12 protein-coding genes are annotated in these 13,525 nt (G+C 63.9%); 4 read left to right on the top strand and 8 right to left on the bottom strand.

Going from position 1 to position 13,525, the window contains the following annotated elements; translation table 11 throughout:
- Positions 1-80: 80 nt before the first annotated feature.
- Entirely contained in the window at positions 81-2,606 is a 2,526-nt protein-coding gene (locus FXB40_RS31320) for a glycogen/starch/alpha-glucan phosphorylase (RefSeq protein ID WP_187437271.1), read from the bottom strand.
- Positions 2,607-2,813: 207 nt separating this feature from the next.
- On the opposite strand from FXB40_RS31320, the gene FXB40_RS31315 reads away from it, so the two are divergent.
- A complete protein-coding gene (locus FXB40_RS31315; RefSeq protein ID WP_148775960.1) occupies positions 2,814-3,041 on the top strand; it encodes a hypothetical protein in 228 nt (75 codons plus the stop codon).
- A gap of 49 nt (positions 3,042-3,090) precedes the next feature.
- Here FXB40_RS31315 and FXB40_RS31310 read toward each other — a convergent pair whose 3' ends face one another.
- Positions 3,091-3,246, bottom strand: a complete 156-nt coding sequence (locus tag FXB40_RS31310) for an RNA polymerase sigma factor region1.1 domain-containing protein (RefSeq protein WP_148775959.1) — start codon at positions 3,244-3,246, stop codon at positions 3,091-3,093.
- A 191-nt stretch (positions 3,247-3,437) separates the two neighbouring features.
- On the opposite strand from FXB40_RS31310, the gene FXB40_RS31305 reads away from it, so the two are divergent.
- Positions 3,438-3,869 carry a hypothetical protein gene (locus FXB40_RS31305; protein WP_148775958.1) on the top strand — a complete coding sequence of 144 codons (432 nt, stop codon included), beginning with the start codon at positions 3,438-3,440 and terminating at the stop codon, positions 3,867-3,869.
- Between the two features lie 89 nt (positions 3,870-3,958).
- Here the strand turns inward: FXB40_RS31305 and FXB40_RS31300 are convergent, their stop codons facing one another.
- A complete protein-coding gene (locus FXB40_RS31300; protein WP_187437270.1) occupies positions 3,959-4,732 on the bottom strand; it encodes a DUF2865 domain-containing protein in 774 nt (257 codons plus the stop codon).
- Between the two features lie 154 nt (positions 4,733-4,886).
- Positions 4,887-5,450 (bottom strand): orotate phosphoribosyltransferase, encoded by a 564-nt coding sequence (gene pyrE, locus FXB40_RS31295; RefSeq protein WP_148775957.1) that lies wholly within the window; start codon positions 5,448-5,450, stop codon positions 4,887-4,889.
- A 197-nt stretch (positions 5,451-5,647) separates the two neighbouring features.
- On the opposite strand from pyrE, the gene FXB40_RS31290 reads away from it, so the two are divergent.
- A complete protein-coding gene (locus tag FXB40_RS31290) occupies positions 5,648-6,274 on the top strand; it encodes a glutathione S-transferase family protein (RefSeq protein WP_148775956.1) in 627 nt (208 codons plus the stop codon).
- 56 nt (positions 6,275-6,330) lie between these two features.
- On the opposite strand, the gene FXB40_RS31285 is transcribed toward FXB40_RS31290, so the two are convergent.
- From FXB40_RS31285 to FXB40_RS31270, 4 genes are all read right to left on the bottom strand, one after another.
- On the bottom strand, positions 6,331-6,966 hold the full coding sequence (locus FXB40_RS31285) for a LysE family translocator (RefSeq protein ID WP_148775955.1): 636 nt from the start codon (positions 6,964-6,966) through the stop codon (positions 6,331-6,333).
- A gap of 84 nt (positions 6,967-7,050) precedes the next feature.
- Positions 7,051-7,590, bottom strand: a complete 540-nt coding sequence (locus FXB40_RS31280) for an NADPH-dependent FMN reductase (protein WP_148775954.1) — start codon at positions 7,588-7,590, stop codon at positions 7,051-7,053.
- Positions 7,591-7,601: 11 nt separating this feature from the next.
- On the bottom strand, positions 7,602-10,637 hold the full coding sequence (gene polA / locus FXB40_RS31275) for a DNA polymerase I (RefSeq protein ID WP_148775953.1): 3,036 nt from the start codon (positions 10,635-10,637) through the stop codon (positions 7,602-7,604).
- A 212-nt stretch (positions 10,638-10,849) separates the two neighbouring features.
- Complete coding sequence (locus FXB40_RS31270; RefSeq protein WP_148775952.1) at positions 10,850-11,917, bottom strand: acyltransferase family protein; 1,068 nt, start codon at positions 11,915-11,917, stop codon at positions 10,850-10,852.
- Between the two features lie 193 nt (positions 11,918-12,110).
- On the opposite strand from FXB40_RS31270, the gene FXB40_RS31265 reads away from it, so the two are divergent.
- Positions 12,111-13,427 carry a UDP-glucose dehydrogenase family protein gene (locus FXB40_RS31265; protein ID WP_148775951.1) on the top strand — a complete coding sequence of 439 codons (1,317 nt, stop codon included), beginning with the start codon at positions 12,111-12,113 and terminating at the stop codon, positions 13,425-13,427.
- The last annotated feature ends 98 nt before the right edge of the window (positions 13,428-13,525 follow it).

Genomic DNA, 13,525 nt, shown 5'->3' with positions numbered 1-13,525 from the left:
ATGACGATAGTCATATCATCATCCGCGCTGCGAGATGCAATAACCTCGCAGGTAACCTCGATTTCACGCTGCGGAAAAAATCAGCTCGCCGCGTCGCGCAAATCCTCGGCCGTCTGGAACGGCGGGGCAATCGGATTGACCGGCACGTTCCAGATCTCCTCGGCATATTCGCGGATGGTGCGGTCGGACGAGAACCACGCCATGCGCGCGACGTTGAGGATGGAGGCGCGGGTCCAGGCCGGCGCCACCTGCCAGCGCGCGTCGACCGCACGCTGTGCTTCGTAGTAGGAATCGAAATCGGCGCTGACCATGTAATGGTCGAGATAGCGCAGCGCGTGCGCGATGGATTCGAAGCGGCCAGGGTCGCCGGGCGAGAACTCGCCGGCACCGATCGCATTGATGGCGCGCTGGAGCTTTGGCGAATTGCGGATCACGTCGGAGGCATCCAGCCCCTGCTTGCGCTTGATCATCACGTCGCCGGCCTCCATGCCGAAGATCGCGATGTTCTCAACGCCGACCTGGTCGCGGATCTCGATATTGGCGCCGTCGAGCGTGCCGATGGTGATGGCGCCGTTCAGCGCCAGCTTCATGTTGCCGGTGCCGGAAGCTTCCATGCCGGCGGTCGAGATCTGCTCGGAGAGGTCGGCGGCGGGAATGATCACTTCGGCAAGGCTGACATTGTAGTCGGGCAGGAAGACGACCTTCAGCTTGCCGCCGATGGCGGGATCGTTGTTGACGACCTCCGCGACGTCGTTGATCAGCTTGATGATCAGTTTTGCATAGCGATAGCTCGCGGCTGCCTTGCCCGCAAAGATCTTCACCCGCGGCACCCAATTGCCGTTGGGATCATCCTTGATCGACTGATACAGCGCGACCGTCTCGATGACGTTGAGCAGCTGGCGCTTGTATTCGTGGATGCGCTTGATCTGCACGTCGAACAGCGCGGTCGGGTCGACCTTGATGCCGAGACGTTCGCCGATCAGCCGCGCAAGTGCCGTCTTGTTGTGAAGCTTGACGGCACGGAATTTCTTCTGGAATTCGACGTCGCTGGCGCGCGCCTCGATCAGCGAGAGCTGCGTCGGGTCGTCGAGCACGGCTTCGCCGCAAGTCTCGCGCAGCAGATCGGTCAGCCTGGGGTTCGCCAGCATCAGCCAGCGGCGGAAGGTGATGCCGTTGGTCTTGTTGGTGATGCGGCCGGGATAGAGATGGTTGAGATCGTGGAACACGGTCTCGCGCATCAAATCCGAATGCATCGCCGAGACGCCGTTGATGCGGTGCGAGCCGACGAAGGCGAGCTGGCCCATGCGCACGCGCCGGCCGCTCTTTTCGTCGATCAGCGAGACCGAGGCGCGGAAGTCGATGTCGCCGGGGGCGCGTGCTTCGGCCAGCGCGAGATGCTGCACGTTGATGCGATAGATGATCTCAAGATGGCGCGGCAGCAGCTTTTCGAACAGCTCGACCGGCCAGGTCTCCAGCGCTTCCGGCAGCAACGTGTGATTGGTGTAGGACAACGTCGCGACCGTGATCTTCCAGGCCTCGTCCCAGCGGAAATTGTGGAGGTCGACCAGGATGCGCATCAGCTCGGTGACAGCGAGGCTCGGATGCGTGTCGTTGAGCTGCACCGCGACCTTGGACGACAGGCTGCGCAGCTGGCCGTCGGAGGCGAGGTGCCGCTTGATGAGGTCCTGGAGCGAGGCCGAGACGAAGAAATATTCCTGACGCAGGCGGAGCTCGCGGCCCGCCGGGCTCTCGTCGTTCGGATAGAGGAATTTGCAGATCGCTTCGGCTCGCGACTGCTCGGCGCTGGCGCTGACATAGTCGCCCTTGTTGAAGGCGTCGAGCTTGAGCGGATCGGGCGAGCGCGCCGACCACAGCCGCAGCGCGTTGACGTGCTGGCCGCGCCAGCCGACGATCGGCGTGTCATAGGCGATCGCCTGCACGGTCTCGCTCGCGTGCCAGATCGCGCGGTCGCGGCCCTTGTCGTCGACATGCTCGACGCCGCCGCCGAAATTGATGTCGTAGATCACTTCCGGCCGTTGCAATTCCCAGGGGTTGCCGAAGCCGAGCCATTCGTCCGGATATTCCTGCTGCCAGCCCTGATTGATGATCTGGCGGAACAGGCCGTAATCGTAGCGGATGCCGTAGCCGATCGCGGGGATCGACAGCGTCGCCATGCTCTCCATGAAGCAGGCGGCGAGGCGGCCGAGGCCGCCATTGCCGAGCGCCGCATCCGGCTCGCATTTGCGCAGCTCAGGCAGCGAGACGCCGAGATCGCCGAGCGCAACCTCGAAGATCTTCAACAGGCCCATGTTGTTGAGCGCATCGGTGAAGAGACGGCCGATCAGGAATTCGAGCGAGAGATAATAGACGCGCTTGCGGCCTGCGTCGTAGCTGCGCTTCTCGGCCGTCAGCCAGCGATGCACGATACGGTCGCGCAACGCCAGCGCCGCGGCCTGGTACCAGTCGTGCTTGGTCGCCATGCCCGCATCCTTGCCGATGGCAAGGCGCAGCTTCGCCAGGATCGCGCCCTTGATCTCCGACAACGCGAGTTCGTCGATGGGCTGACCGAGGGCGGGGAAATTTGACTGGAACGATTGATCTTGCAAGGCCGTCACTTCCTGGTCGCGAGAACACCACTGAACCCTACGCGTCTTGCCCCTGCACCGGAACCATCCCTGGCGCGGCCGTGCACTGCGCTGGCGCAAAATTATGCAAGGAACGGGCCGGTTTGGGAACCCGGGGCAGCACGGGGGAACGCCGATTTGGTGCTACATTGACGACAGATTCAGCCATCACTGTGGAGGAGACGCGCCATGAGACTGCTGCTCGAAATCGCCGCCGCAGCGCTTCTTGTCATCTGCATCGCCACTTCGAGCGCCGCTTTCGCCGCCGGCAAGCGCAGCGCCGACGGCCTCAGCTGCGGCTTCACCGTCCCGCAAAATGCAACTCCCGCCGCGCGCTGCGCCGCCATCAAGCGCCAATGCGGCGGCAAGTTTTATGCGAGTGCGTGCGGAGATCGGTTGATGTCGGCGGCGAATTGAGCCGTTGCGGCGAAGCGAAACTGCCACCCCATCGTCGTCCTGGCGAAATTTATGGCGGATCACTTTCGACGAGATTTATTCCTTCGTCGCTGAGCGCCTGCATGACCGCTTCGACGTCTTCGGGCGTCAAGGTGGTCGATGGCAACAACTCGTTGAGCTGATCGAATGTGACGAAACCTGTCGGGCGGCCTAGCTCGAGTGCCATTCGGATTGCATCCTGCAGTCTCACGTGTCGGTCCTCCAACAAACCCTTCTACTAAGAGGGAAGACTCTCGACCTTGTATTGTCGCGCTCTGGAACAAATTAAGAACACTTTAGCAAGCCTTTGATATATCATTGTGATTCGGCGCATTGCCGACACAATATCTAGGGTCTGACAGCCGTCGCGAGGACTACATGTCCACCATTGCCTTCGATCAATTTGCACTCACCCGAATCGCCGATTTCGCGCGGTCGCTGTCGCGGCTGCACCAGGCGGCGCGGCGCTATGCCGTCGACGACGACCAGTTCGACCGCGAGTTCAACGCGGTGTGCCAGTCGATCTGGGGTTACACCATCGACGACATCAGCGACGATCTGTTCGCCGCCGAGGATCATCACTTCCTCGATACGCTGGACGAAGCGCATGCGCGCATCTTCGCGGCCGAGCAAGGCTATGACCTCGTCAGCGAGACGGGCATGCTGACCGACTGGTGGGGTTTTTGCTGGATGATCTTGGCCGAGAAGCGCGGTTTGCTGACGGCCGAAAACCGCGCTGCCGCGCGCGCGGCGATCGAGGAGAAATATCTGGCGGCACCGAATGTGATCGGGGTGATTATCGGGCGGTAGGGCGCAACCTCCGTCATTGCGAGGAGCGAAGCGACGAAGCAATCCAGAGTGCCTCCGCGGTGGCAGTCTGGATTGCTTAGAGTGGGGCCTTAATCCAACCCCGCGCGCTTCGCCGATTTCGCCGGTGTCTTCGGCACCGTGACATCCGGCAGCGCCTCGCGCACGATCTCGGCTGCCGGCGCATCAGCCGCCACCGTCTCGGCACGCACCGGGGCCACCTTCATCTCGCCGAGCCGGGCGCGGACCTGCGCGGTGAGGCCGGGATAGGAGGCGACCGGGGTGAACTCGGCGGTCTGCTCCATGCCGAGGCGGACGCCGGTATAGGCGACCAGGCCGTCGCTGGTGGCGATGACGTCACCGGCCTTCAGCGAACTATCCAGCGTCAAATCGACCGGAGCGAGCCCGGCTGGCTCGCGGCCGTTGCAGGTGCAGTCCGCGCGCAGCGCCTTGCGATAGGCGAATGCGTTCTCGCTGTCGGCGTAGCGCTCGCCGGTCTGGCTATAGGCGCCGTCGATCGAGGAGCCGAAGAAGACCTTTGTGGTGCTGGCAGGACAGAAGGCCTGACACATCTGCGCCGGCGAGGCGAGGCCGCGCATCAGCGGAAAATATTTGCCGTCGCAGCTGCGCACGCAGAACGCCGGGCCAGAGCCGCCGGCCGCCGCCGAACGGGTCGGCGGTACATATTGCGGCTGGGCCGCGGGGTTCTGCTGACTGGCGAAGGGATCGACGTAGGAGCTCGCCTGCGGCACGTCGCGCTGCGGGCGTTGCTGGGCTCCGCCGAAGAAGAAGTCGAACAGGCCTTCGGCCGAAACCGGGGCGGGGGCAGCGAGCAGCGGTGCTGCAAGGATGGCGGCCACAAGCATCGCGCGACGCCGCCGGCGCGCATGGGACAACTCTGTACGCAACGCTTACTCCACCCGACGCTACCGAACCGGCCGGGACCTCTCGGGTCTCAGCACATGATTCACCATAGGGCCGGATGGTAAATGAGCGGTTGAGGGGGCCGCCTTGCGCCCGTTACGCCTTCAAAAATTCCGACGCTTTGTACAGCGAGCGGAACGGCAGGCCGGCCGCACCAAAGGTGTCGGTGGCGCCTTCCTCGCGGTCGACCATGGTCAGCACCAGCACCACCTCGGCGCCGGTCTCGCGCACGGATTCCACGGCCTTCATCGCCGAGCCGCCGGTGGTGGTGACGTCCTCGACGATCACGACACGCTTGCCATCGAGCGTCTCGCCCCTTGGCAAACCTTCGATCGCGAGCTTGGCGCCATGCTCCTTCGGCTTCTTGCGCACGAAGAAGGCCGCGATCGGATGGCCCTTGATCCAGGAGATCTGCGCCAGCGCACCGGCCAGCGGCACCGCGCCCATCTCGAGCCCGCCGATGAAATCGAGCTGGTCGTCCTTCAGCGTCTCATAGGTCAGCTCGGCGAGCAGCGTCGCGCCCTCGGGATCGAGCATGGTCGGCTTGAGGTTGAAATAGAAATCGCTCTTGCGGCCCGATGCGAGCGTCACCTCGCCGCGGCCGAAGGAGCGGCGGCGGATGATTTCGAACAGGCGGGCGCGGGAGGCTGATTTCGACACGGCGGTCCCTCGGGGGCGTTCTTGAAGGTGGCGGAATTTATCCGCGACGGCGGTGACATTCCAGAGGGGGCGTCCCCCGTCAACAGGGATCGGCCATCCCGGTCCGCCGGTTGTGGGGGTGCAACCTTCTGGAGTAGGTGGATGCCGGAGACCTCAGGCAAGAAACCGGGCAAGAAACTGGGCAAGGAAACAGGCAAATGACGATCGAGCTGCACACCTGGAACACGCCGAACGGCCGCAAAATCTCGGTCGCGCTGGAGGAAATGGGGCTGCCCTACAAGGTGATCCCGGTGAATATCAGCAAAGGCGAGCAGATGGCGCCGGAGTTCCTCAAGCTCTCCCCCAACAACAAGATCCCCGCGATCCTCGACCCCGAGGGGCCGGACGGCAAGCCCGTCAGCATCTTCGAGTCCGGCGCGATCCTGCTCTATCTCGGCGAAAAGACCGGTAAATTCCTGCCGAAATCGCTCACGGGCCGCATTCCCGTCTACGAATGGCTGATGTGGCAGATGGGCGGTTTCGGGCCGATGCCGGGCCAAGTGCACCATTTCATCGCGCTCGAGAACGAGCAGGACCGCGCCTACGGGTTGAAGCGCTACATGGCCGAGACGCGTCGGCTCTACGGTGTGCTGGACCGTCGCCTCGACGGCCGCGATTTCGTCGCCGGCGAGCTCTCGGTCGCCGATTTCGCCATTTTGGGCTGGGCCTGGCGCCACCCGCGCCACAAGGTCGATCTCGTCGACTTCCCCAACGTCAAGCGCTGGTACGACGCCCTGATGGGTCGCCCGGCGGTGAAGCGGGGGATGGACGCGAAGCTGGATTGAGGTTTCCTCTTCTCCCTCGCTCCGTTCTTACGGGGAGAGGTTAAGGAAGAGCACCATCACACCTTCCGCGCCTCGACCGCCATCCTGACCGCAAGCCCGGCGAGCACCGTGCCCATCAGCCAGCGCTGCACCCGCATCCAGCTCGGCCGGCTCGCCAGGAACAGCGCGATCGATCCGGCTCCGAGCGCGATGATCGCATTGACGCTGACGCTGAGCGCGACCTGGATCGCGCCCAGCACCACCGACTGCGCCAGCACGCTGCCGGCCGTGGGATCGATGAACTGCGGCAGCAGCGCCAGGTACAGCATCGCGATCTTCGGATTGAGCAAATTGGTGACGAGCCCCATCGCGAATAATCTGCGCGGGCTGTCGATCGAAAGCTTCTTCACCTGGAACGGCGAGCGCCCGCCCGGTTTCACGGCCTGCCAGGCGAGCCACAGCATGTAGCCGGCGCCGGCAAAGCGCAGCGCGTCATAGGCGAAGGGAATCGCAAGCAGCAGCGCCGTGATGCCGAACGCCGCGCACAGCATGTAGAACACGAAACCCAGCGCTACGCCGCCGAGAGAGACGATACCGGCCGCCGGCCCCTGCGTGATCGAACGCGAGATCAGATAGATCATGTTCGGCCCGGGCGTGAGCACGAGACCGAGGCAGACGAGACCGAAGCCGAACAAGGCGGAGGTGTGGGGCATGAGTGAACCGATGCGGGGGATGCGCCGGTTCTAATATGCGTGGCGCGGTCAGGCCATCGCGCAATTGCACGGAGGACAATTCATTTACGTATCAGCCCGCAGGCTGCGGATGAATACCGCGAAGCGCTCCATCGCCAAACGCAATGGCTCCGCAAGTGCGGGATCGGCGGTAATGCTGTGCTCATCCCAGGCGCCGCCGAGCAGCGGCAGCGTCACGCAGGCCTCCGTAGCGAGCCGGGCCGACATCGTCTCCAGCGTCAATGTCAGCGCGGCCAGCGCATGCGTTGCGCGCGGCGATGTGTTGATCAAGGCGACGGGCTTGTCGGGAAATTCATGGCTGCCGACCAGCCAGTCGAGCGCGTTCTTCAGCACGCCGGCGACGCCGCGGGCATATTCGGGGCTCGAGATCAGGAGGCCATCGACGCTCCCAATCAGCGCGCGCATCGTGCCGACCGGAGCAGGCACATCCTCGCCATCGAGATCCGGATTGAAGAAGGGCAGGTCCGCAATTCCCTCGAACAGGATTACCTCGACACCAGCGGGCGCAAGCCGTGCGGCTGCGCGCAGTATCGCGGTATTGCTCGACCCCGCCCGCAGGCTGCCGGAGATGGCGGCGATCTTCATAGGGACGGCCGTCAGTGTGCCTCGTCCCAGTTCGTGGCCGCGCGCGCGTCGACATGTAGCGGCACCGACAGCAGCACGGCCGGGAACGGCGCGTCCTGCATGACGTGCTGCACGACGGGAAGCGTCTTCTCGACCTCGGCGTCCGGTACCTCGAAGATCAATTCGTCATGCACCTGGAGCAGCATCTGCGCCGAGAGTTTTTTCTCGGCGAGCGCGTCCTCCACCCGCGTCATGGCGCGGCGGATGATGTCGGCGGCGGTGCCCTGAAGGCGCGCGTTGATCGCGGCGCGCTCGTTGAAGGCGCGCACCGAGGCGTTCGAGGCCTTGATGTCGGGATAGTGGCACTTGCGGCCGAACAGCGTGGTGACGTAGCCGTGGCTCCGGCAGAAATCGCGCGTCTCGTCCATATAGGCGCGGATGCCGGGGAAGCGCTCAAAGTACTTCTTGATGTAGGCCGACGCTTCTTCTCGGGCGATGCCGAGCTGGTTGGCGAGGCCGAACGCCGAGATGCCGTAGATGATGCCGAAATTGATCGCCTTGGCGCGGCGGCGGATCTCGCTCGGCATGCCCTTGATCGGCACGCCGAACATTTCCGATGCGGTCATCGCGTGAATGTCGAGGCCGTCGCGGAAGGCCTGCTTCAGCACGGGAATGTCGGCGATCTCCGCCAGCAGCCGCAGCTCGATCTGCGAATAGTCGGCGGAGACCAGCTTGTGGCCCGGCGTCGCGATGAAGGCGCGCCGGATTTTCCGGCCGTCCTCGGTGCGGACCGGAATGTTCTGCAAATTCGGCTCGTTCGACGACAGCCGGCCCGTGGTGGTCGCGGCCAGCGCGTAGGTCGTGTGCACGCGATGGGTCTGGGGATTGACGTAGGTCGGCAGCGCGTCGGTGTAGGTCGATTTCAGTTTCGAGACCTGGCGCCACTCCAGAATCTTCCGCGGAAAATCGTGGCCCTGCTCGGCGAGCTCATCCAGCACCTGCGCGGTGGTCGACCACGCGCCGGTCTTGGTCTTGGTGCCGCCTGATAGTCCCATCTTGCCGAACAGGATATCGCCGATCTGCTTGGGGCTGCCGACATTGACGGGCTCGCCCGCGATCTCCTGGATCTCGGCCTCGACCCGCGCGGCGGTCTGGGCGAAGTCGCCGGAGAGACGCGACAGCACCTGGCGGTCGATCGAGATGCCGCGCCGCTCCATGCGCGCGAGCACCGACACGAGAGGCCGCTCCAGCGTCTCATAGACAGCGGTCATGTGCTCGGCGACGAGGCGCGGCTTCAGCACACGCCAGACGCGCAAGGCCATGTCGGCGCCTTCGGCCGACAACGGCACGGCCTTGTCGATCGGCACCTGGTCGAAGGTGATCTTGCCCTTGCCGCTGCCGAGCAGCTCGCTCTCTTTCAGCATGGCATGGCCGAACCAGCGCTCGGAGAGCGAGTCCAGCTCATGCGAGCCGCGGCCGGCGTCGAGCACGTAGGAGATCAGTTTTGCATCGTCGGCGTTGCGCAAGGTGATGCCGTGCTGCGCCAGCATCACGGTGGCGAATTTGACGTCGAAGCCGATCTTGAGGACGCCCGCTGATTCCAGCACCGGCCGCAGCGCCTCGATCGCCTCGGTGTGCTTGACCTGATCGGCTGCGAGGCCCGCGTCGAACAGGCCCGCCCCACCGCCGGATTGCTTGTGCGCCAGCGGCACATAGCAGGCCTCGTTCGGCGCCAGCGCCAGCGCGACGCCGCAGAGATCGGCCTGCATCGGATCGATGGAGTTGGCCTTGATCTCGATCGCGACATGGCCGGCATCATGGATGCGCGCGATGAAGCCGTTCAGCTCGGCGAGCGTCTTGATGGTCTGGTATTTGGCCCGGTCGACCGGCAGCTTGCGCAGCGCCTCCTCGCGCGCTGCCGCGAGCGAGATCGGCGCGCCCTTCAGGCTTGCGGATTTGTCACCCTTGTCGCCGCCCTTGGCGACGGCCGCAGGAGCGGCAAAGAGATCGCCGGATGTTTCGGTCGATGTTGCCTTCGCGCCGTCGCCACCTCTCGCGCCGCTGCTGTTGCTCACGTCAGCATCGACATTGGCGGGATCGATCTGCGAATAGTCGGCGACGCGGCGCGTCAGTGTGGAAAATTCCATCGCCTTCAGGAACGCGACCAGTTTTCGCGCGTCGGGCTCGTGAACGGCGAGATCGTCCAGCGGCACCTCGAGCTCGACCTTGTCGTCGAGCAGCACCAGTTGTCGCGAGATCCGCGCCTTCTCCGCATTCTCGATCAGCGCCTCGCGGCGCTTCGGCTGCTTGATCTCGGTGGCGCGGAACAACAACTGCTCGAGATCGCCATATTCGACGATCAGCTGCGCTGCGGTCTTGATGCCGATGCCGGGGACGCCAGGCACGTTGTCGGTGGAGTCGCCGGCCAGCGCCTGCACCTCGATCACCTTCTCCGGCGGCACGCCGAACTTCTCGATCACCTCGGGGATGCCGATACGGCGATCCTTCATGGTGTCGTACATCGTGATCTTGTCGTTCACGAGCTGCATCAGGTCCTTGTCGGAGGACACGATGGTGGTGGTGGCGCCGCGCTCGCTGGCCTGCCGCGCGTAGGTCGCGATGAGATCGTCGGCCTCGAAGCCGCCCTGCTCCAGGCAGGGCAGGTCGAAGGCGCGCACGGCCTCGCGGATCAGCGCGAATTGCGGGATCAGATCGTCCGGCGCCGGCGGCCGGTGCGCCTTGTACTCGGGATAGATCTTGTTGCGGAATGTGACCTCGGACTTGTCGAACACGATGGCCAGATGCGTCGGCCGGTTGTCGGCAGGCATGTCGCGCAGCAGCTTCCACAGCATGTTGCAGAAACCCAGCACGGCATTGACCTGAAGCCCGTCGGACTTGCGGTTCAGTGGCGGCAGCGCGTGATAGGCGCGGAAGATGTAGCCGGAACCGTCGACCAGGAAGATGTGGTCGCCCTTGCCGGCCGCCTTCGCCGCGACCGGTTTGGCAGCAGCTGTCGCAGCGGGTTTGGTATCGGCTTTGGCGGAGGTCTTCGGGGATGTTTTGGGCATGGCCGCAATGTATGAATTTTCGCGGGCTTTGACAGCCTTGGGAAGGGGATTTTTGGGCCGATGGCGCCGCTATCCCCCGCTGTCATTCCCTGCGAAAGCGGGGAATCCAGTACGCCGCGGCCTATCGGTCAATAACTGCTGTCTCTGGAATACTGGGTCGCCCGGTCCTGATGCGCAATTGCGCATAAGGCCGGGCGACGACAGCGAATGGATCACTCCGCCGCCTGCAGCACCGGGCCGGCCTTCTTCGGCGCGATCCAGAACGCATCCGGCCGTTCGAACAGGAAGTCGGCGTGCAGTCGCAGTGCGATCGGCCAGATCGCGAGCGATCCGAGCACGCCGACGATGGTGACGATCAGCGACACCGTGCCGATGTCGTGGATGATTCCGGTGCGCAGGAGCAGCGTGCGCGTAGCCGCCATCGGCAGGAAGAAGGCGAGGTAGATCACGAGCGAATGCTCGCCGCAGAAGCGCAAGAAGTTGCACCAATGCGCGCGCGCGAGCAGCGTGCCGGACGTGATGATGGCGCACGCGCCGGCGAAGCCGAGCACGAGCGACACGATCTTCCATTCGCTGGCGCCGAATGCGACGAGGCCGGCATTGACCAGCGCCCAACTCGCGAGCGCTACGAGCGCCAGCGCGGGATGGCTGCGTGCGCGATCCGATAGCGCGAACACATAAGGCGCGAACAGATAGCCCGAATAGAAATAGACGAAGCGCGCACAGAACTCGTCGATCGCAGTCCAGCCGATTGTGATGCGCGCCGTCTCCAGCGCGGCCGCCACGAGCCAGATCGCCGGTGCGGGGATTCGTCGTGTCAGTTTTGTGACGGCGAAGAAGATCGGCAGCAGGTAGATGAACCAGAGCGTGCCGAACGGCTCGATGAAGGATTCGAGATAGAGCAGGCCAGCGTCCCGCCAGCTGGTTTCGGCCGCGAAAGCAGGCGCCTTGAAGCCAAACTGGATTGTCACCCAGACGACATAGAAATAAGCGAAATGCACCACCTTGCGGTCGAGATAGGTTCGCCAGTCCCGATCGATCACCAGCGGCAGGAACAGGCCCGAAATCAGGAAGAAGTCCGGCATTCGGAACGGCTTCGCAAAGGCCACCAGGACATGCATGAAACCGGTCTCGCCGGCGGCGAGCTCGACCCCCAGCACCGAATGCATCATCACGACCATGACGATGCAGATGCCCTTGGCATAGTCGACCCAATCGACACGCGCAGCAGCCGGGCCCCTGGTGCCCTCGCTCGCGGCGATTGTGCCTGATGATGCCATGGTGTCCCGTTTCGAGGCGTGTTCCGCCCGGTCCTGTGTGGGCGTGGGGCAGTGTGGGGCTTTGTGGTTTCCGACTTCTTTACCGGTACAAATCGCGTGCCGGTTTTGGAGTGCAGGCTCTTCCTTCCCGACGGGAAAATGCTAAACCGCCCCAGATTGGGGTTTCGTTAACCAAGCCAAAACAGGGATTTTCATGCGCATCGCGATGATCGGCACGGGTTACGTGGGACTGGTGTCCGGAGCCTGCTTTGCGGATTTCGGTCACGACGTCATTTGTGTCGACAAGGACGAGAAGAAGATCGCTAGCCTTCATCGCGGCGAGATTCCGATCTACGAGCCGGGCCTCGACGAGCTGGTCGCGACCAATGTGAAGGCCAAGCGCCTGAGCTTCACCACCGACCTGTCGAAGCCTGTCGCGGATGCCGACGCGGTGTTCATCGCGGTCGGCACGCCCTCGCGTCGCGGCGATGGCCACGCCGATCTCTCCTACGTCTACGCTGCCGCGAAGGAGATCGCGCAGTCGTTGTCCGGCTTCACCGTCGTGGTGACGAAGTCGACCGTTCCGGTCGGTACCGGTGACGAGGTCGAGCGCATCATCCGCGAGGCCAATCCCAAGGCCGACGTCGTCGTCGCCTCCAATCCGGAGTTCCTGCGCGAGGGCGCCGCGATCCGCGACTTCAAATTCCCCGATCGCGTCGTCGTCGGCACCTCCGACGAGCGCGGCCGCAAGGTGATGGGCGACATCTATCGCCCGCTGTCGCTGAACCAGGCGCCGCTGATGTTCACGGAACGCCGTACCGCCGAGATGATCAAATACGCGGCGAATGCGTTCCTCGCGACCAAGATCACCTTCATCAACGAGATCGCGGACCTCTCCGAAAAGGTCGGCGCCAACGTGCAGGAGGTCGCGCGCGGCATCGGCCTGGACAACCGCATCGGCACCAAGTTCCTGCATGCCGGTCCCGGCTTCGGCGGCTCCTGCTTCCCGAAGGACACCAAGGCGCTGATCAAGATCGCGCAGGATTATGATGTGAGCCTGCGCATCGTCGAATCCGTTCTCGCCGTCAACGAGAACCGCAAGCGTGCGATGGCGCGGAAAGTGAGCCAGGCGCTCGGCGGCTCCCTGCGCGGCAAGACCATCGCGGTGCTCGGCCTCACCTTCAAGCCCGATACGGATGACATGCGCGATGCGCCGTCGATCCCGCTGGTCACTGGCCTGATCGACATGGGTGCGAAGGTCAAGGCTTTCGATCCCGTCGGGATGGAGCAGGCCAAGAGCGAGCTGCCCAGCATCACCTATTGCGAGGATGCCTATTCCTGCGCTGAAGGTGCCGATGCACTTGTCGTCGTCACCGAATGGGTGCAGTTCCGCGGGCTCGATCTCGACCGGCTGAAGAGCGTCATGGCGCAAGCGGTCGTCGTCGACCTCCGCAACATCTACAGCCCCGAAGACATGCGTGCGGCCGGCTTCACCTACGAGAGCGTTGGCCGGCCGTCGGTAAAGGGCTGATAGCGACATATGATTGTCATACCCCGCGAAGGCGGGGTATCCAGTACGCACAGATTTTCGGAATGGCCGGGATCTGAATTGACTGGATCGTCCGCCCC

The organism is Bradyrhizobium rifense, from assembly GCF_008123425.1.
In the GTDB taxonomy this organism is placed as follows: Bacteria; Pseudomonadota; Alphaproteobacteria; order Rhizobiales; family Xanthobacteraceae; genus Bradyrhizobium; species Bradyrhizobium rifense.
Note: the sequence above shows the minus strand (reverse complement) of the source record. Positions and strands in the feature narration are given on the sequence as shown.

Excerpts from the sequence above, each read along its gene's own strand:
- FXB40_RS31315 (WP_148775960.1), top strand. The coding sequence starts at position 2,814 with ATGAGACTGCTGCTCGAAATCGCCGCCGCAGCGCTTCTTGTCATCTGC.
- FXB40_RS31310 (WP_148775959.1), bottom strand. The coding sequence starts at position 3,246 with ATGGCACTCGAGCTAGGCCGCCCGACAGGTTTCGTCACATTCGATCAG.
- FXB40_RS31305 (WP_148775958.1), top strand. The coding sequence starts at position 3,438 with ATGTCCACCATTGCCTTCGATCAATTTGCACTCACCCGAATCGCCGAT.
- FXB40_RS31300 (WP_187437270.1), bottom strand. The coding sequence starts at position 4,732 with ATGCTTGTGGCCGCCATCCTTGCAGCACCGCTGCTCGCTGCCCCCGCC.
- FXB40_RS31290 (WP_148775956.1), top strand. The coding sequence starts at position 5,648 with ATGACGATCGAGCTGCACACCTGGAACACGCCGAACGGCCGCAAAATC.
- FXB40_RS31285 (WP_148775955.1), bottom strand. The coding sequence starts at position 6,966 with ATGCCCCACACCTCCGCCTTGTTCGGCTTCGGTCTCGTCTGCCTCGGT.
- FXB40_RS31280 (WP_148775954.1), bottom strand. The coding sequence starts at position 7,590 with ATGAAGATCGCCGCCATCTCCGGCAGCCTGCGGGCGGGGTCGAGCAAT.
- polA (WP_148775953.1), bottom strand. The coding sequence starts at position 10,637 with ATGCCCAAAACATCCCCGAAGACCTCCGCCAAAGCCGATACCAAACCC.
- FXB40_RS31270 (WP_148775952.1), bottom strand. The coding sequence starts at position 11,917 with ATGGCATCATCAGGCACAATCGCCGCGAGCGAGGGCACCAGGGGCCCG.
- FXB40_RS31265 (WP_148775951.1), top strand. The coding sequence starts at position 12,111 with ATGCGCATCGCGATGATCGGCACGGGTTACGTGGGACTGGTGTCCGGA.